The sequence below is a fragment of the Altibacter sp. genome (assembly GCF_019913785.1).
Taxonomy (GTDB): Bacteria; Bacteroidota; Bacteroidia; order Flavobacteriales; family Flavobacteriaceae; genus Altibacter.
This window is the reverse complement of sequence record NZ_JAIOHK010000058.1, coordinates 1-21301: the sequence shown is the minus strand read 5'-3', so window position 1 is coordinate 21301 and position 21301 is coordinate 1. Positions and strand designations below refer to the sequence as shown.

Genomic DNA, 21301 nt, shown 5'->3' with positions numbered 1-21301 from the left:
TTAGTATGCACGATGTGTATTGTTCCAAATAGAACTATACGCGACGCTCGCTCCCTTTTTTCAGAATGGAACGTTCACAGTCTAATTTAAAAACTCAACTATGATCTTAAAGAAGATCTTTCCCACTAGGTTTTTGCTCCTTTGGTATTTCGTTTTTCTATTTGTCCTATTCTCGACAATTGTTAGAATTATCTTTCTTATTTGGAGCTTCAGCGAGGCGGATACATCCTTTTTTATACTGGGAAATACCTTCTTGATAGGTTTTTTATTTGATATAGGTTCGGTAAGCTTTTTTGCGGTACCCTATGCATTGTATTTAGTATTATTTCCAAGCAAGTGGCATGGTAGTCTAGTAGATAAATGTATTACGTATGTCGCATATACACTGGGGTTACTCATTTTCTTATTTTCTTTTTTTGCTGAAATTACCTTCTGGGAAGAGTTCAGGCGTCGATTTAATTTTATAGCGGTGGATTATTTGATCTACACCTATGAGGTGGTTCAGAATATCAATGAATCCTACCCAATTCCATTTCTCCTTAGCGGGATGCTTATTCTTGCAGCCCTACTTATTTATTTCACCAGGAAAAAACAAGTCTTTTCAAAAACATTTGCTAGCACCTCCTCTTTTAAGGAAAAACTGATTCCTGCCTCAATCATCGTTGCTATTGTTGCGGTTTTTTCAGGACTCGTAACTAACAATGCAGCCGAATTTTCTGAAAATAGATACAATAATGAGCTTGCCAAAACAGGTATCTATTCCTTTTTTGCCGCCTTTAGAAATAACGAACTATCCTATCCCGAATTTTATAATACCATCGAAACCAAACACGCTTTTTCTGAATTGAAAAAAAAATACCAAAAACAGGGAGATCAATTTATAAAAGAGGAAACAACGTCAATCTATAGAAGGGTAAATGCCTTTGATACCCTACCGGAACAAAGACCAAATGTGATCTTTATTTTTATTGAAAGTCTAAGTGCTTCTTATTTAAATTCCTTCGGAAGTAATCTGTCTATTACACCAACATTGGATTCGTTGGCCAATGAAAGCTTGTTTTTTACGAATCTTTTTGCAACCGGAACCCGGACTGTAAGAGGAATGGAAGCTGTAACACTTTCTATACCTCCAACCCCGGGAAGAAGCATTGTAAAACGGAAAAATAATCAAGGGCTGTTTACTATAGGGGATGTTTTCAAAGAGAAAGGATATACGCGCAATTTTTTCTATGGAGGCGATGGTTACTTCGATAATATGAATACGTATTTCGGAGGAAATGGATTTAATATTATTGATCGTGGAAGAGGATTTTTATTAGACAAAAATATCACAACAACAAGAACCAACATTGAAGATGATGAGGTCACCTTTGAAAACGCTTGGGGTGTTGCAGATATAGATATTTACAATAAGGTGATCAAGGAGGCGGACAAAGCTTCTGAATTAGATATGCCTTTTTTCAATTTTGTGATGACCACTTCCAATCACAGGCCTTACACGTATCCTGAAGGTAAAATTGACATTCCATCTGGCAGTGGGAGAGAAGGTGCTATTAAATATACCGATTATGCCATAGGAGAGTTCTTGAAAATTGCCAAAACGAAGCCTTGGTATAAGAATACGGTTTTTGTGATTATGTCAGACCATTGTGCATCGAGTGCCGGGCGACAGGAGTTGGATGTAGCAAATTATCTAATTCCTGGTATGATCTTTAATCTTCCGGAAAGTGTTTCAGCTAAGATTTCAACATTGGCTTCGCAAATTGACGTATTTCCCACCCTATTTGCCCAATTACATTGGAAGTACAATTCAAACTTATTTGGCAGTGATATCCTCACAACTTCTCATTCTGAAGCACGTGCCTTTATTGGCAACTATCGTAAACTAGGGTTGCTAAAAGGAAATAAGCTTATGGTATTGGGTGATATGAAAAAATCAAATTTTTATTCATGGGACAGGGAATCCAATGAACTTAAATCAGTTCCAATTGATACGACCTTTTTTACCGAAACAATCTCTTATTACCAGGTATCGGACTATTTATACAACAATGAAGGTTTGAAATTAAAATCGTTGAAAAATGATTACTAAGATTCATTTTATAGTGAACCCTATTGCAGGTTCGGGGCATAATAAACTTGATGAAGAGTTTTTGTCAGAATTCTTTGGCAATGGCTTCTATGAAATTCAGGTAAAGAAATCACAATACCCAAAACATGCGCATGAGCTAACAAAAAGATCTATTGATGAAGGCGCAGATATTATTGTGGCTTGTGGCGGTGATGGTACTATCAATGAAGTGGCTTCCTGCTTACTGAACACACAAATATTACTAGGGATTATTCCCATGGGTTCCGGAAATGGTTTAGCGTCCAATTTGAAAATTCCAAAGCATATAAAAAAGGCGCTTCAAATTATTAAGTCGTATAAAAGCATAGATATCGATGTTGGGACGATCAATAACGAAATATTCTTCAGCAATATGGGTATTGGTTTTGACGCCCATGTTATTTCAGATTTTGAAAAATCTACGAAAAGAAAACTGTGGAGTTATATCACTTCAGTGTTACGAACTCTTAAGAAATATAATTATTCAAACACAGTCAAACTTTCCTATGACAATACCACCGAGACGATATCCCCTTTTCTATTATTCGTTTCCAATTCTAATGAGTTGGGATACCATATGAGCTTGACTCCGCAAGCATCACTACAGGATGGGGTCTTGGATATGCTCATCGTACCAAAACTATCCTTCTTTTATATGGTGCTCTTCGGAATGCTATTCCTTATAAAGAAACATTATTGGTTGAAGAAAGTGCGCTTTGTTAAAACGAGTTCCCTTCATATTTGCAATACCTCCCAACAAAAAATGGTAGCTCAGAAGGACGGTGAGCTACTCGAATCAATTGATAACAACATAGCAATAACAGTATTGCCCAGAAAATTAAAAGTATGTATTCCGTAAACCAATTAATTATGAATAAATTGATGTGTATCTTCCTGTTTTTTTGTATCAACTATGCCTATGCACAAGTTGATTCACCTAAAGAGATTCGAAGGGAAAAGGCATATCAAAAAACCGGAGATATTCTCCAACTTGCATTACCTGTTGGTGCCGGCTTAACGACCTTATTTGTTAAGGATGAAGAAGGTTTTTGGCAGTTAATGAAATCTTATGGTACCACAATAGCTATTACCTACGGAGTAAAATACTTAATCAATAAGCCGCGTCCAGAAGGAGCATCGGATGGTTTGGCATTTCCTTCCGGGCATACAGCCTCCGCTTTCTCAGGAGCTTCGTTTATTCAAAGGCGCTATGGTTGGACCTATGGAGCTCCTGCCTATGCGTTAGCCGGATTTGTTGCCTATAGCAGGATCGAAGGTTATAACGACCGCCACGATGGTTGGGATGTCTTAGCAGGTGCCATCGTGGGAATTGGAAGTACATACATCTTTACCACGCCTTATCAAAGAGATCATTACGAGCTTACTTTTTCAAGCGATAATGATGTATATTTATTGGGAATCAAATACAAATTTTGAATTATGGATACTTCGAATCTTTCCAGAAATAAAGGCCGAAAAAGTATTCTCCTTTTTTTAGTATTGCTTCTTAATTGTAATTTTCTTCTCGGGCAAAATGCCGATTCGATCGTCGATTCGTACCAGTATGTACGGATTAATGAAACAACAAGCTATGGATATACAAAACCTAAACTATTTGATGTAATTACATATTTACCACAAGATTTAGCAGATTTCGGCAGCTTTTTGGTGAAAAAGGAAAATGTTCTTTGGAGTAGTTTGGCCGTTGGGAGTACGGTAGCACTTATCCCCGTTGATCAAAAGTTATTGGACAATTCTATCGAATTGGGTGAACCATTAGGATTGTCTGAAGATGTGCGATATATAAGGGTGTTGGGAGTCGAATTAATCCCTCAAGACATCAACGGAGCAATCTACTACATTGGTTACGGAATGACTCCAATTCTCATAAGTGCCGGATTTTATGCCAGCGGACTCATTTACAACGATTACAGGGCGTTAAATACCGCCAACGAGCTCATTGAAGTCCTGATTTCAGCTGGAGTCACTACACAGGTGATTAAACGAATCACAGGCCGGCAGAGTCCAAGTGCAGCCATTGAAAGCGGGAATCCGGGAGGGCATTGGACGCCTTTTCCCAGTTTCAAATCGTATTATGAGGATACTCCAAATTACGATGCGATGCCATCCGGACATGTGGCTACTTTTATGGCGACCGTGACGGTTTTAGCAATTAATTATCCCGAAGTAAAATGGATAAAACCAGTGGGTTATTCGTTAATGGGATTATTGGCTTTCGAAATGATGAGTTCGCGGGTCCATTGGGCATCCGACTATCCCTTAGCCATTTTAATAGGCTATGCCATTGGTAAGAATGCTGCCAACAGAAGAATTCATAAAAAGATTGAAACCGAATTATCTACTCGAAAAACGGTTTTTGAAACTAATTATTCCTTCTCAAAATTCAACGGAATTAGTGTCGTAGGGGTGACAATTACCTTTTAACCTAAAGTCAAATAAATAATAAGTATGGCAAACATGAAAAAAGTGGCAGAGGTGAACCTTATTTTCTGGATCATGAAAATCTGTGCCACCACCTTAGGGGAAACAGCCGGTGATATGCTGTCGATGACCTTTAATATAGGTTATGGGCTTAGCTCAATCATTTTGATAAGCTTTTTTGTCGTTTCATTAATTGCCCAACTAATGTCAAAAAAATACAATCCTGCCTTGTATTGGCTTGTCATTTTAACAACAAGTACGGCCGGAACTACCATGTCTGATTATATGGATAGAACTCTCGGGCTAGGATATGCAATGGGGTCTACGATATTAGTTTTTATGTTGGTTTCGATGTTGTTGATTTGGCATAAAAGTGAAAAATCCTTGTCTGTTACAGATATAAAAACGTTTCGGCCCGAAATGTTCTATTGGGTTACCATTTTAATATCCAATACATTGGGTACTGCACTAGGAGATTATTTAGCCGATGATAGCGGACTTGGATTTGGAGGTGGTGCTTTGCTTATAGGATCGCTTATTCTATTGGTGGTGTTGGCTAAGTTTTTTACTAAAATCTCCACGGTTATTCTTTTCTGGGTCGCCTTTGTCCTTACTCGCCCTTTTGGTGCAACCTTTGGAGATTTGCTCACAAAGTCTACCGATAAAGGAGGTTTCGATCTAGGTACAATAGGTTCTTCAGGTGTGCTCTTTGGAATTTTAGTAGTGCTACTCCTCTTTGTTGTATTTGAAGAAAAAAAGCGAACTTTAAAGGAAAGTTAATACCTTTTCAAGAATACTATATGTACGAAATATGAAATCATTTATAAGCAGTATTTCAGGCAAAGAATTTCCCGAAGCTGAAAAAACACATGCCAAAACAATTCGTAAGACCATTTTTGAATTAATTAAAAAGGATCATAGTAGTTTTACAAGAAACAGTCTTATCTCTGTTTCTGAATTAAATCACTATCGACAAAAATATATTGCAGAATATTTAATGCGAGAAGTGGGTGAATTATCCGTATTAGAGAAAGATGTTTTAAAAACAATTCAAAATCAAGAAACACTTTCAGCTAAAATCAGCGACGAAGAAGACGCACGTGGTTTTACGTTTGGGCAACGTTTGGCAGACAAGATTGCAGCCTTTGGAGGCAGTTGGAATTTCATTATAATTTTTGGTTGTTTCATTTTTGTCTGGATGATCATAAATATCATTTTTTTGGCTTCCAAAGCCTTTGATCCTTATCCTTTTATCCTTCTCAATTTAATTCTCTCTTGTTTGGCGGCACTTCAGGCCCCGGTTATAATGATGAGTCAAAACCGACAGGAAGAAAAGGACAGAGAGCGGTCGAAACAAGATTATATGATTAATTTGAAATCGGAGTTGGAGATTAGAATGCTTCATGAAAAAATTGACCACCTGATTATCCATCAACAAGAAGAGTTACTCAATATTCAGCAAATACAAATTGAAATGATGGGAGATATTATGAAGCAACTAAAAGGAAATTAATTTCTTAATGCATTCTTTTTTGAAAGCACTTTTTCAGCCGCTTCAAAAGGAGTCGTCGTGTTTTTATCCAAGGCCTTTAGCTGTTTTTCCAGTTCTTTTTTTACTTCCGGATTCCTGAAAAATTCACTATTTAAACGATTTTCAATCGTTTGGAGCAACCAAAACTTATTTTGTTGTTTCCGCTTTTCAGAAAAATAGCCATTGGATTTCGTTTCAGAAAAATAAAGGGAAATCAATTCCCAAATTTCTTCGATGCCCTCATTTTTAATGGCACTACAGCTCAGGGTCTTTGGGATCCAATTGCTCTCTTTGGGAGGATATAAATGCAAAGCCCTATTAAATTCGGTTTTTGCCAGCTTCGCCGCTTTTATATTGTCTCCATCTGCCTTATTGATCACAATAGCGTCGGCCATTTCCATAATACCGCGTTTTATTCCCTGTAGTTCATCGCCTGCACCCGCCAATTTCAGCAACAAAAAGAAATCGGTCATGGAATGCACCGCTGTTTCACTTTGCCCAACACCTACCGTTTCTATGATGATGGTATCGAACCCGGCGGCTTCGCACAAAATAATGGCCTCCCTCGTTTTTCGAGCGACACCACCTAACGAATCACCACTGGCCGAAGGACGGATAAAGGCATTGGGTGCCTTTACCAAGTCTTCCATTCGGGTTTTGTCGCCAAGAATGCTGCCTTTACTGATAGAACTACTGGGGTCAACGGTTAAAACCGCCACCTTCCGATTTTGCTGAATGAGCAGCTTCCCGAATTGTTCAATAAAGGTACTCTTCCCTACGCCTGGAACACCTGTGATTCCAATCCGTACCGAATTGTTGGCATAAGGCAAACAGCCTTCAATTACCTCCTTTGCCAATAACTGGTGTTTGGCAGCGGTACTCTCCACTAGGGTAATAGCTCGGCTGAGTGCTGTTTTATCTCCGTTTAGAATACCTGCAACCAATTGTGCAGGCGAAGGTGTTTTTTTACGTTCGGCTTGTATTTTTTTGGTAGCGGTTTCGCTTACCGCCTTTTGAGGTGGTACTCCTTCTTTTTCAGATAGGGCGCTGCTATGTTTTGCTTTTCGTGTCACTTCCGAAATTTATAACAATTTTATGAATATCATCTTTTATACCCCATAATTAGATGGTATATTAGACTTATTAATCATTATATACATATTATGAAGACGTTATACGAAGCCAGCTCAACAACAGTAGGTGGTAGGGCAGGGCATGCCACTACCGAAGATAAAAAACTAAATCTCAAGTTATCAGTGCCAAAATCCATGGGCGGTGATGGCGGTGATGGTGTAAACCCGGAACAGTTGTTTGGCTGTGCCTATTCGGCCTGTTTTGGCGGGGCTATTGCGGTAATCGCCGAAAAGAAACGCATTGATATAGGTACGGATTACAGTGTTACAGCCACCATTGGGTTTTGTGAAGATGAAGATGGCGCATTTTTGGAAGCTACCTTAGATTGCTATATTCCTAATGTCGATCTAAAGACAGGAGAAGCTATTATTAAGGCGGCGCATAAGATCTGCCCCTTTTCAAAAGCAACTCAGGATAATATTACAGTAAATTTAAATTTGTTATTGGACGAATAATTTCAACAACAATATAGATTAGAAAGCCCTAGTTATAGGGCTTTTTATTTTAAATGTTTTTCAACTTCGGTGATGTACTGATCGATCTTTTGTCGCTGGCGTTCTAAAATCGTCAAAACCGAATCGGGCAATTCTTTTCGCTCCAGCAGCTCATCATAGCGTTTTATATTGTTGCGATCTCTGGAGAGACATTGTTTGATGGCCGTTGCCAAATCTACATTTTGTGGAATACTCTTGGAATGATCCAAAATATTCTTTTCCACATCTTCCTTAAGTGGTTCGATATCTCTGGAATGTAATTCGTTGGAGATGTCGTGACTCATTCGATTGCGTTCTACCGACATATAATTCAAGAAGCGCTTCAATTCAGTTTTTTGTGCTTCCATGGCCGCATTGTAGTACAATTTTTCAGCTTCAAAGCTGGCAACCAACAATCGGTTTAGTTTTTCGAAATCGGGGTACTTTTTCATGGGTCACTTAAAATTGGATCAAAATTAATAGAATTCCATGTAATTTAATTTTTCTTTAATAGAAATTTATAAAATTTTCATTCACTTTTGAAACACCTATTTGTTTTTATCGTCTTTAGCACGAACAGCAACCAAAAAACCATCGAAATTGTCCGATTCTTTACTTGTTGAACAATGCAAACAAAGCAACCGCAAGGCACAGATGGCGCTTTATAAGCGTTATTGTGAGGGGATGTTTATAGTGGCTCGCAGGTATTTAAGGGACACCGCAGCGGCAGAAGATGCCATGCAGGAAGCGTTTGTAAAAGCGTTTCAGAAATTAGACCAGTTCAAAGGCGACGTCACCTTTGGAGCCTGGTTGAAAAGGATAGTGATCAATACCTGTTTGGATGCCATCAAAGCTAGGAAAATGGAATTGTACTCCATAAATGAAGAGGTGATGAGTCTTCCGGATGTTGATAACGATTGGCAGGTTTCGGATGAAATTACCTATGCCGAGGTTATTAGTGCGATTAAAAAACTTCCGCATAATTATAGGACCGTGGTGCAATTGTACTTATTAGAAGGCTATGACCATCAAGAAATTTCTGAAATTTTGGATATTTCTGAAAATGCCTCAAGGACCAATCTGCACCGTGGAAAATTACAATTAAAAGAACATTTAAAACATTTGCAATATGGCACAGGATATTAGAAAGTTGATGCAGGAACAACCGGAGCAGGCTTCCGGGCTAGCGAAAGGACACGAAGCTCGTTTTGAAGCGAGACTGGATAATGAGTTTTCACCCAAGCAGAAAAACAGTTCCTTCTTTTGGTTAAAAGTAGCGGCCGTTGTGATTGTGTTCTTGAGTATTGGGTATTTTGGGTTTCAAAAGTTGTCACCCGATTCGTCCAATACCATAGCCGAGACCCCTTCAGAAATTAAAGAAGCTGAAAATGAGAATGTCGCACAAATTACGATAGGTGATATTTCACCCGATTTAAAGAAGGTGGAAGATTTTTATCTCACCGGAATTAATGTACAACTGGCCTCACTCGATCAAAGTGATGAAAATAAAGAGCTTATCACCGGTTATTTGCTTCGCTTAGGTGAACTGGATACCGAATATGCAGCACTTAATTTAGAGTTAAACGAAGTGGGTCCTACCGAAGCAACCATCACCGCTTTAATAGATAATTTGAAATTACGTTTGGAATTGCTGTTCAAACTTAAAAACAAATTAAAAGAACTTAAAAATCAAAACAATGAACAAGTCAATAGTATCGAAGCATAGCCTAGTAATACTTATAGTGCTATTCGCTTCCTCGTATGTATTTTCGCAAACGAAACACGTAGAGAGCTTTAATGTGACAAATGATGTTTTGGTATCGGTGAATACCTCCTTTACGAACGTTATTTTTGAAACATGGAATAAAGACAAGGTGGAAGTTGAAGCCTATGTCGATGGTGAAAAACTTTCGGAACAAGAAAAGAAAGACATCTTTAAGGATTGGAAATTTGAAATTCTGGGAAATAGTAAGAAAATTGTAATTACTTCGAATGTGGGTAATCATTGGAAAAATTACAACACTTCCTATAATTATGACTTTGTGATGCCAAAAGAAGCCTTAAAGGCTTTAGAAGGAATTCACGAAATGCCGGTCTTAAAAAACTTACACGATCTTAAATTTAATATTGAGATCCCGGAGGTCCCCGAATTGGAAAAATTGCCAAAGTGGCCGTTTGGAGAGAAGCAACCTACCGTTATCTCGGGTGACGGCAACTATAACTATAATTTTAATTCCAATAATTCAATTCATTTCGACTCCAATAAGTACAAAAAGAACAAGCAAGCCTATGTAGATGAACTGAACAAAAAGTACAACTCGAAAGCAACGGTTGCTCAAGTGGACAATTGGTTGGAGGAAGTAGAAGCCTGGTCCGAGAATATTGAAGAGGTAATGGGTAAATGGGGTGAAAAGTTTGGAAAAGAATTTGAGTTAAAATTTGGACCTGAATTTGAAGTTAAGATGGAAAAGTGGGGTGAAGAATTTGGCAAGAGCATGGAAAAGTGGGGCGAGGAATTTGGCGAGAGCATGGAGAAATGGAGCGAAGAATTTGAAAAGGATGCTGAAAAATGGGGAGAAGAATTCGGTAAAAATTTTGATGTGTACTATAATGATAATGAATCCCATGCCAAAGGGAAGGTCAACCGAACCATTATTGTAAGAATGCCAAAGGGAACCAAGACCGAGGTCAATGTGCGACATGGCGAATTAAAAATGGCCGATGCCTACAACCTAAAAGCTAATCTCAATTATACTACAATGACAGCTAATAGCATTGATGGGGGTAAAACCCTCATCAATGCCTCTTATGCTCCTGTAATTGTCAATAATTGGCAGGACGGAACCTTGGCGATCAAGTATGTAGATGAATGCAAAATAAATACGGTAAAGAACATCCAATTAAATGCAAATTCCAGTGACGTGGTGATTAATACAATTCTTAAAAATGCGATGCTTTCCGGTTCGTTTGGAAACTTGTTTATTAATGATATTTCGACTGATTTTGGGAATATCGATATTGTTTTGGAAAATACCGATGCCAAGCTCAAATTGCCTGTCACGGCCTATACATTTACCTACAATGGAAAAAAGTCTACCTTGCTGTATCCCAAATCATTACAACTCAACACATCAAAAGAAAATGGGCTTGTTAAGGTGAAAGGATTTAACAAGTCAAACAATTCGGGAAAAACGGTTACCATCAATGCTACGTATAGCAACGTAAAAATGCAATAAAAAAGATCATTTCGAATAGTCTGAGACTGTCCAAAATGATCTTACTTCAACTAAATACAAAGCGGTTCTACGCGTCGTTATTCAATTTCTTTGTAAAATAGAATCCTAAGAAAAGTCCAATTCCCGCCATTAGAAAGATGGTCCCGGGATAGGCCACATCCTCGTCTACACCTAGATTGTAATGCAGCATGGCTGCAATAAAAATTCCAATTCCAATTCCCATTAGTAATAATGCTAAATTGATGATGATCACTTTCCACATGGGCGTGACCTTCCTGTCCTTACTGTAAAAGATAGAAGCATCTGCTCCCTTTTCAATTAAGGCAAGCCGTTCTTTATGTCTGGATGATATAAACAAATAAAAGATTCCGAATAACACTCCGAAGATGATAGGCATTATAACAATTTCTGATCCCATAATTTTGATTTTTAGATTGATTTTACTGTTCGTTTTCTTCTAGGACGTAGCTTTTAAATAATTGGTTACAAGTCTTCCATATTTTTTTTCAGAGGCTATTCTGTAACCAATTGGAATCGTAATGCGTCTTACCTTATAATGAACCGGAACACTGACCAATATTACATCGACAAAACGATGCAAGGTGATACACAGGCCTTTGGGGTACTGGTGGAACGGTATCAGGATTTTATCTTTACCGTAGTGTTGCGGATGTTGAAGATTCGGGAAGAAGCCGAAGAAGTAGCGCAGGATGCCTTTATTAAGGCGTTCGAATCGCTTTCGAGTTTTAGGGGTGAATCGAAGTTTTCGAGCTGGTTGTACAGCATTGCCTACCGAAAGGCATTGGACCGTCTTCGGAAAAATAAAAAATATGTGGCTACCGAGTTAATAGAAGAAATTACCGAAGGAAACCTTGAATCAATTGAAAATGCATTAGGCTATTTGGAGGATCAGGAACGAAAACAGATTATTCAAGAATGCATAACCCAATTACCCAAAGCGGAGGCAGCGATCATCACCTTCTATTATTTTGAAGACCAATCTGTAAAGGAAGTCGCTGCAATCACGGGGCTTTCAGAAGATAATATTAAAATAAAATTATACCGAAGCAGAAAAAAATTGTTTACTTTACTAAAACATTTTGTGCTGCCGGAAATATCAAATAACAATGGACAAGCCATATAAAAATGAGGAATTATTTACTAAAAAATTAGTAAAGGAAGCAGGACTTTCGAAACCTTCCGTTGATTTTACCATGCGAGTAATGACCGAAGTGACTAGGAGGAAGGTAACCCAAAGTGTTTATCAACCCTTAATTTCAAATCGAACATGGGGAGTGCTTGCAGTAGTACTAACAATCTTGTTAGTGGTTATTATAGCGTTCCCATTAGGCGACGATGCTATTTTTGGCGCCTTGCATTTGGACACCTATTTAAACTTTTCAATGCGTCCATTAAAACTGTCAAAAACCGTGGTATATGCCATCGGATTTACAGCCTTATTCCTGGTGCAAATTCCTTTTTTAAAACACTATTTGGGAAAGCAATATCGCTAAGCTATTTTCTTCGCATAAAAATAGCCACGATGGCCGAGATGAGTACACCACTAATAAGAGCTCCAAAGGCAGCCTGCATGATATAATTATTGATATTGAAATACGCATTTGCCTTTTTAATGGTCATAAGATTATTGGTCACCGAATAGTCTATAACGTTTTTAAAATACTCAGGGGTTATATAATTGTGCGTAACATACTGACCCAACGGAGAGAGCATCGCCACAAATACACTCATGATCACACCGCTAAAAAAAGCCTGCTTCCAAGTTATTTTTTTGGCATAAAAACGTCTGCGTTTCTCCCGAATGGCCAATACATACATAAAAACTACAAAGGGCAGAAATAACATAGTTAGCCAGTAATGATCTGCTATATCCTCATCGTGCCAACCCAAAGTTTTTTCAAGCAACATCCAGGCCAGTGCCATTACGGTAAAGATAAAGGCCCATTTCAGTTCAATCTTTATATGTTTCATTTGTTAGTAGTTGAATGACTATTTCGAAGATACTAAAAATAAAAAACCTCGAAACTAGTGAGCTCCGAGGTTTTATAAATCATTACTTATTCGCTATTCGTCTACCAGGACCCATTCTCCCTTATCCAATAACGGAATGGCCTGCTTGAATTTCATGGTCTTATTTTCACCACTCATCACATGTTTGATAGTCACCTTGTCGTTTCGACCAATTTTGGGTCGGTCGCGGACAATAGTTTCGGTGACTTGTTGACGTTGCGTATTCCCTGCAGCACGCGATTGCGCCGCACGTTCGTCCATGTTTGGAATCTCGTCTTTTTGTTCGTTTAGCTTTTCTTTCGATTTTACCTCACGGGCCTCCTGAATCTGTTGCTGATTTTCCTGTGGTAATTCACCTTTGAACAAGAAAGAAATAACTTCTTTATTCACCTTTTCGATCATGGATTTAAACAATTCGAACGCTTCAAATTTGTAGATGAGTAAGGGATCTTTTTGTTCGTGCACCGCTAACTGAACCGACTGTTTCAACTCGTCCATCTTGCGCAAATGGGTCTTCCAGGAATCATCGATGATGGCCAAGGTAATGTTCTTTTCGAAATCATTTACCAATTGCTTTCCTTCTGTATTGTAGGCCTTTTCTAGATCGGTAGCTACATTTAAGGTTTTTATTCCGTCTGTGAACGGTACTAAAATACGTTTGTATTTGTCTTTTTGTGTTTCGTATACATTTTTGATCACCGGGAAGGCAGCTTCGGCACTTCGGGTCATCTTTTCTTGATAGTGTTTGTACGCAGCTTTATAGGCCTTACCGGCAATTTGCTTTACATCCATCTTTTCGAATTCTGCTTCGGAAATAGGAGAACTCATAGAGAAATAGCGGATCAATTCGAATTCGAAATTCTTATAATCCTGTGCCAGCTTGTTGGTTTCGGCAATTAATTCCGAAGTATCATAGATCATATTGGCAATATCAACGCGAAGACGCTCTCCGAATAGCGCGTGATAGCGACGTTTGTATACCACTTCACGTTGTGCGTTCATTACGTCATCGTATTCAAGCAATCGCTTACGAATACCAAAGTTGTTTTCTTCTACTTTCTTCTGTGCGCGTTCAATGGATTTTGAAATCATAGAATGCTGAATCACTTCACCTTCTTTCAAGCCCAAACGGTCCATCATTTTGGCAATACGCTCACTTCCGAAGAGACGCATTAGATTATCCTCTAATGAAACGTAGAACTGCGAACTCCCGGGATCCCCTTGTCGTCCACTACGACCCCGTAACTGACGGTCCACCCGACGCGAATCGTGACGCTCTGTACCTACAATGGCCAGTCCTCCCGCTTTTTTTACTGCGTCGCTAAGCTTGATATCGGTTCCACGACCTGCCATATTGGTAGCAATGGTGACCATGCCGCTTTTACCGGCTTCGGCTACAATGTCTGCTTCTTTCTTATGCAGTTTTGCGTTCAAAACGTTGTGCTGAATATTTCTAATGCTCAACATCCGACTCAGTAATTCTGAAATTTCTACCGAAGTCGTACCAATAAGAATAGGTCGTCCTGCATTTGAAAGTTCGGTCACTTCATCGATGACTGCATTGTATTTTTCACGCTTAGTCTTATAAATTTTATCTTCGCGATCGTCACGTGCAATCGGTCTATTGGTGGGAATTTCAACCACATCCAATTTGTAGATCTCCCAGAGTTCCCCGGCTTCGGTAACAGCCGTACCGGTCATCCCTGAAAGTTTGCGGTACATACGGAAGTAGTTCTGAAGCGTTATCGTTGCAAAGGTTTGGGTCGCGGCTTCAATCTTTACGTTTTCCTTGGCTTCGATCGCTTGGTGTAAACCATCGCTATAACGACGCCCGTCCATGATACGTCCGGTAGATTCGTCCACGATCATTACCTTGTTTTCCATCACCACATATTGGGTGTCTTTTTCAAATAAGGTATAGGCCTTTAGTAATTGGTTCAAGGTGTGAATGCGTTCACTCTTTATTCCGAATTCACGGAAGAGTTCTTCTTTCTTTTCGGCAGCTTCGGCAGGAGATAGATCTTCGGAGTCGATCATAGCGATCTCGGTGCCAATTTCGGGCATGACAAAAAATTCAGGGTCGTCTTTTCCCGAAATAAATTCAATTCCCTTATCGGTAAGTTCTATTTGGTTGTTCTTCTCTTCAATCACAAAATACAGTTCGGTATCTACCTTCGGCATTTCCCGATTGTTGTCCTGCATATAGAAGTTCTCGGTCTTTTGAAGAATTTGTTTTACACCTTCTTCCGATAAGAATTTGATCAAAGCCTTATTCTTTGGTAATCCTCGATACACCCGAAACAATTGGAGGCCTCCCTCTTTGGTATCGCCTTCTTTGATTAAACGCTTGGCTTCGGCTAAGACTCCGGTTAGGTATTTTCGCTGTACTTCGACTATACTTTCGATCTTTGGCTTCAGTTCGTTGAACTCATGACGATCTCCTTGAGGAACCGGTCCTGAAATAATCAAGGGGGTACGTGCATCATCGATTAAAACACTATCCACCTCATCCACAATTGCGTAATGGTGTGGGCGTTGCACCAGATCCAGTGGGGCATGGGCCATATTATCACGCAGGTAATCGAAACCAAACTCGTTGTTTGTTCCGTAGGTTACATCGGCGTTATAGGCCTTTCTTCGCTCTTCCGAATTGGGTCGGTGATGATCTATACAATCTACACTAAGTCCGTGAAACTCAAAGATAGGTGCCATCCAGGCACTATCACGTTTGGCCAGATAGTCGTTCACCGTAACCAAGTGGACACCGTTTCCGGCTAGGGCATTCAAATAAACAGGCAGGGTAGCCACCAATGTTTTTCCTTCTCCGGTATGCATTTCGGCTACTTTCCCCTGATGTAATGCCACACCACCAATGAGCTGTACATCGTAATGTACCATATCCCAGGTGACTTCTTTTCCGGCAGCGTCCCAAGAATTCTTCCAAATGGCCTTTTCACCGTCCAAAGCGACATAATCCTTCAAACCTGATAATTCACGATCAAATGGGGTTGCAGTAACCGTTAGGGTTTCATTATCCTTAAAACGCTTTGCGGTTTCTTTTACTACGGCAAAGGCTTCGGGTAAAATTTCGTCAAGGGTTTGCTTTTCGACTTCGTAGCGATCGTTCTTCAGGCTATCAATCTGGTTGTAGATCTCTTCTTTCTTGTCGATATCCTCCATGCCATCCGCTTCAATAGAGAGCTGATCGATCTGTGTTTGAATCTCCTTCTGGTCTTCCTTTATTTTATTTCGGAATGCATCCGACTTCGCCCTTAATTCATCTAGCGTAAGCTTTTCAAAGGCCGCTTCGTATTTTTTTATTTCGATTACAAAGGGTTGAATATCGCCTATGTCTTTTTTGGATTTATCTCCTACAAAAACTTTTAATACATTATCTAATAATCCCATGATCTATTGTTGTAAATATTGCTCAGAACACAAAGGTAGCACGCTTGTAATTTCTTCCACAAAAGAACTGTAAAAAAAACAGATTGCCAAGAGGTTCTTGTGTTTTATAATGTTGTTTTTTAAGCAAAAAAAAAGCCTCAAAACGAGACTTTTATATTGTTACTTATTGTTGTTTAATATTCATCTTCATTCCACAGATAATCTTCATCTGTTGGATAGTCGGGCCAAATTTCTTCAATAGAATCGTATGAATCGCCTTCATCTTCAATTGCTTGTAGGTTTTCTACCACCTCCAAAGGAGCTCCGGTTCTAATTGCGTAATCAATTAGCTCGTCTTTTGTTGCCGGCCAAGGTGCATCACTTAAATAAGATGCTAATTCTAATGTCCAGTACATAACACTTAGGGTTTTAATTTTGTGCAAAAATAATTTTTTAGATTAAAAAGTCAAGGAAAATCGTAATTATTTCTGCAGTATTTTCAAGAACGTGTATAAAACACTGAATAACAATGTTTTAAAAATATTTTTTCTGAAGGGCTTACAGTTTTTCTGGAATCCACTTAATCTCTTCAGCCTGCAGGTCATAAGTCAATTTTCGTGCCAGTACAAAAAGAAAGTCCGAAAGCCGGTTAAGGTACATTAAAACACGATCGTCCACGGGCTCCTGCTCGTGCAATAGTGTGGCCAAACGCTCTGCGCGGCGGCATACACAGCGTGCGATGTGACAATATGACACGGTGGTGTGTCCCCCCGGCAATACAAAGTTTGTCATTGGGGGAAGTAATTCGTTCATTTGGTCTATTTCGTTTTCCAGACGTGTGATATTCGCCTCCGAAATTTTTGGAATGTTCAATCGTTCCTTTCCACTCTTTAAGGTCGCCTTCCGCGGATCTGTAGCTAAGATGGCGCCCAAGGTGAACAGTCGATCCTGAATGTGCATGATCAACTTTTTATAGTATTCGGCTATCTGTTGATCCCTAATCAAACCTAAATAGGAATTTAATTCATCCACCGTGCCGTAACTTTCTATGCGAATGTGATGTTTGGGAACCCGTGTTCCACCAAATAGGGCGGTGGTGCCTTTATCTCCGGTTTTAGTATAGATCTTCATCTTTTGTATTTTTCTTTTCGTGATAGCGATTCCTAAAGCTTCTGTTTCGACGTTTTCTAAGGGTATTCGAATTGTACCTATTCCAAAAGACAAGTACCACCAATACAAGAAGTAATAAGATGACGACAAGATAGGGGTTTGATAGGTCTAAGAAATCCATATTCAAAGATAGGTGATATAGGGGAAATCCCAAATCAAATTATCGAAATTGAACTCCGTCGAAAGCGACTATTTTCGGACGTCCGACTCAACCATTCCGTCCCTAAGGCGAATAACGCGGTGTGCATGCTGTGCCACTTCTTCTTCGTGGGTCACAACAATAACGGTATTTCCGTTTCTGTGAATTTCATCAAAAAGATTCATGATCTCCAAAGAAGTCTTGGAGTCCAGATTTCCGGTTGGCTCATCTGCCAAAATAATGGAAGGCTTATTCACCAAAGCTCTCCCAACGGCAACACGTTGGCGCTGCCCACCCGACAGTTGATTGGGTTTGTGATCCATACGATCTGCCAAGCCTACATCCTGTAAGACTTCGGTGGCGCGTTTGATGCGATCACTTTTAGAATACCCTGCATAGATCATAGGAAGTGCCACATTTTCCAATGCTGTAGTACGAGGTAAGAGGTTAAACGTTTGAAATACAAACCCAATCTCCTTATTCCTAATTTCGGCGAGTTCATCGTCGCTCATATCACTTACATCCTGCTCGTTCAATTCATACGTTCCCGAGGTTGCCGTATCTAGACATCCCAAAAGATTCATAAGGGTAGATTTCCCCGATCCCGAAGGCCCCATCAACGCAACGTATTCACCACGTTCAATATCCAGATCAATACCTTTTAACACTTTTACTACTTCTTGTCCTAGTGGAAAATCTCGGGTAATGTCTCTAATTTTTATAACTAAGCTCATAGACAGAATGGTGCGTTATTTATTTGCTGCAAGATACTATTTTTACCATAAGACGCATAGGGGGGTGGGATGTTACAAACGAATGATAAAATGTTCTTTTTGTTGTTCGGGTCTGAAAAAAACCATTCCCCATTGAAAGGTATCAATACTTACGCTCACTTTTGGGTGTTTCTGAATGACTTCCCATGCTTCGGTCATTTGTGGACTCCAATAAATATCATCGAAAATAAGAACTGCATTGGTGGTGGTGTTTTTCAGTAACAATTCAAAATAGTGAAGCGTAGCTTCCTTATTGTGGTTGCCATCCACAAAGACCAGATTGTATTTTTCGGATGGCCTTTCAGCAAAAAACGTTTCGAAGGGTTTGGCATATAGCTGAATTTCAATAAGCTGGAAAGAATTGAAGGCTTCTTGTGCCACCTTGGCGGTATTGGAACAACCTTCTATAGTTGTTACAACTGCCGAAGGATTTCCCAATGCGATGGCCGTGGTGGCGATGCCTAGAGAAGTACCCAATTCCAACACTTTTTCAGGCTTGAGATATTGCGTCAATCGAAAGAGCAAACGTTGGCGTTTTGGAGAAATACCCGCATGTTTCGCTATGGCGGCTACCTTTCTTTTATTGGATCTAAAGACACGGGAGCCCTGTCCGAAGTCGATGACTTCAATTTCTTCTGCCGACATTAATAATTTTTTTCTGAAATCCTTTAAAAGCGCATATTGGCAATATCCGGTAGTATCATAAAAGCACTTTGTAACGAGATCGTAGACAAACGGAGAGTGCACACCGTGTTGGTTAGTGGACCGCCACAGAAATTTTAGATATGATTTTAGTTGATAGCACATGTGGGTTTTATTCCTCCAATTTAGCCGATAACTCGAACCAGCGTTCGGTTTTCAATTCAATTTGATTGAAGAGTTCCTGTAACTTCTGGCTCTGTTTGTCAATTTCTTCTCCATCCCAGTTTTCGGTGGCAAATTTATTTTGAAGCACTACTCTTTCTGACTCTAATTTAGCAATCTCTTTTTCCAGCTTCTGATATTCTTTCTGTTCGTTATAACTGAGCTTCGCCTTGCTATCGTCGGTCTTCCAATTGACCTTGGCTTTTGTTTCTGAAGTGCTTTCCGCTCTTTTTTCAGCAACCGCACTGTCTTCATACGCTCTAAAGTCGGAATAATTTCCCGGAAAGTCCTGTATTTCACCGTCGCCACGAAACACAAACAAATGATCCACGATCTTATCCATAAAATACCGGTCGTGAGAGACTACTATTAAACAGCCCGGAAAATCCAACAGAAAGCTTTCCAGTACATTCAAAGTGACGATATCGAGATCGTTGGTGGGTTCGTCGAGAATTAGGAAATTGGGGTTTTTAATAAGGACAGTACATAAATAAAGTCGTTTCCGTTCTCCACCACTTAATTTTTCAACAAAGTCATACTGCTTCTTGCGGTCAAAGAGAAAGCGTTCCAGTAATTGCTGTGCCGAGATTTGCCTGCCTTTCTTTAAAGGAATATAATCGCCAAACTCCCGTACCACATCGATCACTTTTTGACCTTCTTTGATGGATATTCCTTTTTGTGTGTAGTAGCCAAATTTAACGGTATCCCCTATCACTACTTTCCCGCTATCCGGTTTTACACTTCCGGTAATGATATTCAAGAAGGTAGATTTTCCGGTGCCGTTCTTACCAATAATACCTACCCGTTCGCCTCGCAAAAAGCTATAGTCGAATTTCTCGAAGAGGTTGATATCATCATACGATTTTGAGATTTTATGAAGTTCTACCACCTTCGTGCCCAATCGTTCCATATTGAGTTCCAGCTGTACTTCGTGGTCGTTACGCCGTTGGTGGGCTCTGGATTTTATTTCGTGGAAATCGTCTATTCTCGATTTACTTTTGGTGGTTCGCGCCTTGGGTTGACGACGCATCCATTCCAGCTCTTTCTTATAGAGTTGTTTTGACTTTTCGGTTTCGGTAAGTTGGTTTTCAATTCGGGCGTCCCTTTTTTCAAGATAGTAGCTGTAATTACCTTTGTAGCTATACAGCACTCCTTCGTCTAACTCGACTATTTCATTGCAAACTCGTTCCAAAAAATAACGGTCGTGGGTGACCATAAAGAGGGTCATATTTTCTTTGGCGAAGAGATTTTCCAACCATTCGATCATTTCAAGGTCCAGGTGGTTGGTAGGTTCGTCCATAATAAGGAGGTCCGGCTGTGTAAGTAGGGCGTTGGCAAGTGCCAATCGCTTTTTCTGCCCCCCGCTTAAATTGGATACTTTTTGAGAAAGGTCTTCCAGTTTCAACTTAAAGAGGATCTGTTTATAACGGGTTTCAAAATCCCAGGCGTGATGTGCCTCCATCTGGTCGAATGCTTTTTGATAGGCTTTAGAATCATCGGGATTTTCAATGGCTTTTTCGTAGGCTGCAATGATCTTGAGAATTGGGTTATCCGATGCAAAGATGGTTTCCTCGATAGAAAGTGCGTTGTTTAAGTTGGGATCTTGAGAAAGAAAGGAGACTTTCAAGTTCTTCCGGTAGACAACCTCACCCTCGTCCGGACTATCATCGCCCGACAGTATGTTTAGTAGCGATGTTTTTCCGGTTCCATTTTTGGCGACAAAACCTATCTTTTGTCCGGCGTTGATTCCGAAGGAAATTCCGTTGAACAATACACGTTCTCCGTACGATTTAGAAACATTCTCAACAGATAAATAATTCACAGATTCAATTTTTTGCAAAATAAACAGATTTTACCCACTTACACTGAAATATATTTTATTATTAATTTCGTTACGTTATATTTGTTCCATAACTATCCTGCCGTTTATGAGATTTTCTAGTCTGATTCTGTTTCTACTGATTGCAGTTGGTTTTTCCTCTTGTGTATCCACCAAACAGCTTACGTATTT

22 protein-coding genes are annotated in these 21301 nt (G+C 39.5%); 12 read left to right on the top strand and 10 right to left on the bottom strand.

The features are described from left to right. Positions 1–100 precede the first annotated feature (100 nt). The 6 genes from K8F54_RS09695 to K8F54_RS09670 are packed head-to-tail and all read left to right on the top strand — an operon-like array spanning position 101 to position 6065. Positions 101–2092, top strand: a complete 1992-nt coding sequence (locus K8F54_RS09695; protein WP_290790150.1) for an alkaline phosphatase family protein — start codon at positions 101–103, stop codon at positions 2090–2092. Then, complete coding sequence (locus K8F54_RS09690) at positions 2082–2969, top strand: diacylglycerol kinase family protein (protein WP_290790147.1); 888 nt, start codon at positions 2082–2084, stop codon at positions 2967–2969. Before K8F54_RS09695 ends, K8F54_RS09690 begins: the two co-directional genes overlap by 11 nt. Before the next feature lie 11 nt (positions 2970–2980). Beyond that, positions 2981–3547, top strand: coding sequence for a phosphatase PAP2 family protein (locus K8F54_RS09685; protein ID WP_290790144.1), 567 nt, complete (start codon positions 2981–2983; stop codon positions 3545–3547). A 3-nt stretch (positions 3548–3550) separates the two neighbouring features. Then, positions 3551–4555 (top strand): phosphatase PAP2 family protein, encoded by a 1005-nt coding sequence (locus K8F54_RS09680; protein ID WP_290790141.1) that lies wholly within the window; start codon positions 3551–3553, stop codon positions 4553–4555. A gap of 24 nt (positions 4556–4579) precedes the next feature. Beyond that, positions 4580–5332, top strand: a complete 753-nt coding sequence (locus tag K8F54_RS09675; protein ID WP_290790139.1) for a hypothetical protein — start codon at positions 4580–4582, stop codon at positions 5330–5332. 31 nt (positions 5333–5363) lie between these two features. After that, entirely contained in the window at positions 5364–6065 is a 702-nt protein-coding gene (locus K8F54_RS09670; RefSeq protein ID WP_290790137.1) for a DUF1003 domain-containing protein, read from the top strand. Here K8F54_RS09670 and meaB read toward each other — a convergent pair. Continuing rightward, on the bottom strand, positions 6062–7156 hold the full coding sequence (meaB, locus tag K8F54_RS09665) for a methylmalonyl Co-A mutase-associated GTPase MeaB (RefSeq protein WP_290790134.1): 1095 nt from the start codon (positions 7154–7156) through the stop codon (positions 6062–6064). The genes K8F54_RS09670 and meaB overlap by 4 nt on opposite strands. A 90-nt stretch (positions 7157–7246) precedes the next feature. Between meaB and K8F54_RS09660 the strand changes: the two genes are divergently transcribed. Next, positions 7247–7672 (top strand): organic hydroperoxide resistance protein, encoded by a 426-nt coding sequence (locus tag K8F54_RS09660; protein ID WP_290790131.1) that lies wholly within the window; start codon positions 7247–7249, stop codon positions 7670–7672. Between the two features lie 44 nt (positions 7673–7716). On the opposite strand, the gene K8F54_RS09655 is transcribed toward K8F54_RS09660, so the two are convergent. After that, entirely contained in the window at positions 7717–8142 is a 426-nt protein-coding gene (locus tag K8F54_RS09655) for a hypothetical protein (RefSeq protein WP_290790129.1), read from the bottom strand. Between the two features lie 148 nt (positions 8143–8290). Between K8F54_RS09655 and K8F54_RS09650 the strand changes: the two genes are divergently transcribed. Genes K8F54_RS09650 through K8F54_RS09640 form a run of 3 tightly spaced genes read left to right on the top strand, consistent with a single transcriptional unit; the run spans position 8291 to position 10926 of the window. Further along, complete coding sequence (locus K8F54_RS09650; RefSeq protein ID WP_290790126.1) at positions 8291–8836, top strand: RNA polymerase sigma factor; 546 nt, start codon at positions 8291–8293, stop codon at positions 8834–8836. Further along, positions 8820–9416, top strand: coding sequence for a hypothetical protein (locus tag K8F54_RS09645; protein WP_290790123.1), 597 nt, complete (start codon positions 8820–8822; stop codon positions 9414–9416). Before K8F54_RS09650 ends, K8F54_RS09645 begins: the two co-directional genes overlap by 17 nt. Continuing rightward, entirely contained in the window at positions 9388–10926 is a 1539-nt protein-coding gene (locus tag K8F54_RS09640) for a hypothetical protein (RefSeq protein WP_290790120.1), read from the top strand. The genes K8F54_RS09645 and K8F54_RS09640 overlap by 29 nt, the downstream gene beginning before the upstream one ends. A 67-nt stretch (positions 10927–10993) precedes the next feature. Here K8F54_RS09640 and K8F54_RS09635 read toward each other — a convergent pair whose 3' ends face one another. Beyond that, a complete protein-coding gene (locus tag K8F54_RS09635; RefSeq protein WP_290790118.1) occupies positions 10994–11344 on the bottom strand; it encodes a DUF6249 domain-containing protein in 351 nt (116 codons plus the stop codon). 138 nt (positions 11345–11482) lie between these two features. Here K8F54_RS09635 and K8F54_RS09630 point away from each other — a divergent pair, with 138 nt between their 5' ends. Both K8F54_RS09630 and K8F54_RS09625 read left to right on the top strand, forming a co-directional pair. Continuing rightward, positions 11483–12070, top strand: coding sequence for an RNA polymerase sigma factor (locus tag K8F54_RS09630; protein ID WP_290790116.1), 588 nt, complete (start codon positions 11483–11485; stop codon positions 12068–12070). Continuing rightward, on the top strand, positions 12054–12440 hold the full coding sequence (locus tag K8F54_RS09625) for a hypothetical protein (RefSeq protein WP_290790113.1): 387 nt from the start codon (positions 12054–12056) through the stop codon (positions 12438–12440). The genes K8F54_RS09630 and K8F54_RS09625 overlap by 17 nt, the downstream gene beginning before the upstream one ends. 1 nt (position 12441) lies before the next feature. On the opposite strand, the gene K8F54_RS09620 is transcribed toward K8F54_RS09625, so the two are convergent. The 7 genes from K8F54_RS09620 to K8F54_RS09590 all read right to left on the bottom strand — a co-directional run bounded on the left by K8F54_RS09620 (position 12442) and on the right by K8F54_RS09590 (position 21112). Beyond that, positions 12442–12918 (bottom strand): DUF4199 domain-containing protein, encoded by a 477-nt coding sequence (locus K8F54_RS09620; protein ID WP_290790111.1) that lies wholly within the window; start codon positions 12916–12918, stop codon positions 12442–12444. A gap of 93 nt (positions 12919–13011) precedes the next feature. Beyond that, positions 13012–16365, bottom strand: coding sequence for a preprotein translocase subunit SecA (secA, locus tag K8F54_RS09615; RefSeq protein ID WP_290790108.1), 3354 nt, complete (start codon positions 16363–16365; stop codon positions 13012–13014). Between the two features lie 173 nt (positions 16366–16538). Beyond that, positions 16539–16760, bottom strand: coding sequence for a DUF2795 domain-containing protein (locus K8F54_RS09610; RefSeq protein ID WP_008272287.1), 222 nt, complete (start codon positions 16758–16760; stop codon positions 16539–16541). 142 nt (positions 16761–16902) lie between these two features. Further along, a complete protein-coding gene (locus K8F54_RS09605; RefSeq protein WP_290790105.1) occupies positions 16903–17475 on the bottom strand; it encodes a cob(I)yrinic acid a,c-diamide adenosyltransferase in 573 nt (190 codons plus the stop codon). 228 nt (positions 17476–17703) lie between these two features. Then, positions 17704–18387, bottom strand: coding sequence for an ABC transporter ATP-binding protein (locus K8F54_RS09600; RefSeq protein ID WP_290790101.1), 684 nt, complete (start codon positions 18385–18387; stop codon positions 17704–17706). Between the two features lie 72 nt (positions 18388–18459). Beyond that, positions 18460–19071 carry a class I SAM-dependent methyltransferase gene (locus K8F54_RS09595; protein ID WP_363299605.1) on the bottom strand — a complete coding sequence of 204 codons (612 nt, stop codon included), beginning with the start codon at positions 19069–19071 and terminating at the stop codon, positions 18460–18462. A 169-nt stretch (positions 19072–19240) separates the two neighbouring features. Further along, positions 19241–21112, bottom strand: coding sequence for an ABC-F family ATP-binding cassette domain-containing protein (locus K8F54_RS09590; RefSeq protein ID WP_290790096.1), 1872 nt, complete (start codon positions 21110–21112; stop codon positions 19241–19243). Positions 21113–21301: the final 189 nt, after the last annotated feature.

Excerpts from the sequence above, each read along its gene's own strand:
- K8F54_RS09695 (WP_290790150.1), top strand. The coding sequence starts at position 101 with ATGATCTTAAAGAAGATCTTTCCCACTAGGTTTTTGCTCCTTTGGTAT.
- K8F54_RS09690 (WP_290790147.1), top strand. The coding sequence starts at position 2,082 with ATGATTACTAAGATTCATTTTATAGTGAACCCTATTGCAGGTTCGGGG.
- K8F54_RS09685 (WP_290790144.1), top strand. The coding sequence starts at position 2,981 with ATGAATAAATTGATGTGTATCTTCCTGTTTTTTTGTATCAACTATGCC.
- K8F54_RS09680 (WP_290790141.1), top strand. The coding sequence starts at position 3,551 with ATGGATACTTCGAATCTTTCCAGAAATAAAGGCCGAAAAAGTATTCTC.
- K8F54_RS09675 (WP_290790139.1), top strand. The coding sequence starts at position 4,580 with ATGGCAAACATGAAAAAAGTGGCAGAGGTGAACCTTATTTTCTGGATC.
- K8F54_RS09670 (WP_290790137.1), top strand. The coding sequence starts at position 5,364 with ATGAAATCATTTATAAGCAGTATTTCAGGCAAAGAATTTCCCGAAGCT.
- K8F54_RS09660 (WP_290790131.1), top strand. The coding sequence starts at position 7,247 with ATGAAGACGTTATACGAAGCCAGCTCAACAACAGTAGGTGGTAGGGCA.
- K8F54_RS09655 (WP_290790129.1), bottom strand. The coding sequence starts at position 8,142 with ATGAAAAAGTACCCCGATTTCGAAAAACTAAACCGATTGTTGGTTGCC.
- K8F54_RS09645 (WP_290790123.1), top strand. The coding sequence starts at position 8,820 with ATGGCACAGGATATTAGAAAGTTGATGCAGGAACAACCGGAGCAGGCT.
- K8F54_RS09640 (WP_290790120.1), top strand. The coding sequence starts at position 9,388 with ATGAACAAGTCAATAGTATCGAAGCATAGCCTAGTAATACTTATAGTG.
- K8F54_RS09635 (WP_290790118.1), bottom strand. The coding sequence starts at position 11,344 with ATGGGATCAGAAATTGTTATAATGCCTATCATCTTCGGAGTGTTATTC.
- K8F54_RS09630 (WP_290790116.1), top strand. The coding sequence starts at position 11,483 with ATGAACCGGAACACTGACCAATATTACATCGACAAAACGATGCAAGGT.
- K8F54_RS09625 (WP_290790113.1), top strand. The coding sequence starts at position 12,054 with ATGGACAAGCCATATAAAAATGAGGAATTATTTACTAAAAAATTAGTA.
- K8F54_RS09620 (WP_290790111.1), bottom strand. The coding sequence starts at position 12,918 with ATGAAACATATAAAGATTGAACTGAAATGGGCCTTTATCTTTACCGTA.
- secA (WP_290790108.1), bottom strand. The coding sequence starts at position 16,365 with ATGGGATTATTAGATAATGTATTAAAAGTTTTTGTAGGAGATAAATCC.
- K8F54_RS09610 (WP_008272287.1), bottom strand. The coding sequence starts at position 16,760 with ATGTACTGGACATTAGAATTAGCATCTTATTTAAGTGATGCACCTTGG.
- K8F54_RS09605 (WP_290790105.1), bottom strand. The coding sequence starts at position 17,475 with ATGAAGATCTATACTAAAACCGGAGATAAAGGCACCACCGCCCTATTT.
- K8F54_RS09600 (WP_290790101.1), bottom strand. The coding sequence starts at position 18,387 with ATGAGCTTAGTTATAAAAATTAGAGACATTACCCGAGATTTTCCACTA.
- K8F54_RS09595 (WP_363299605.1), bottom strand. The coding sequence starts at position 19,071 with ATGTCGGCAGAAGAAATTGAAGTCATCGACTTCGGACAGGGCTCCCGT.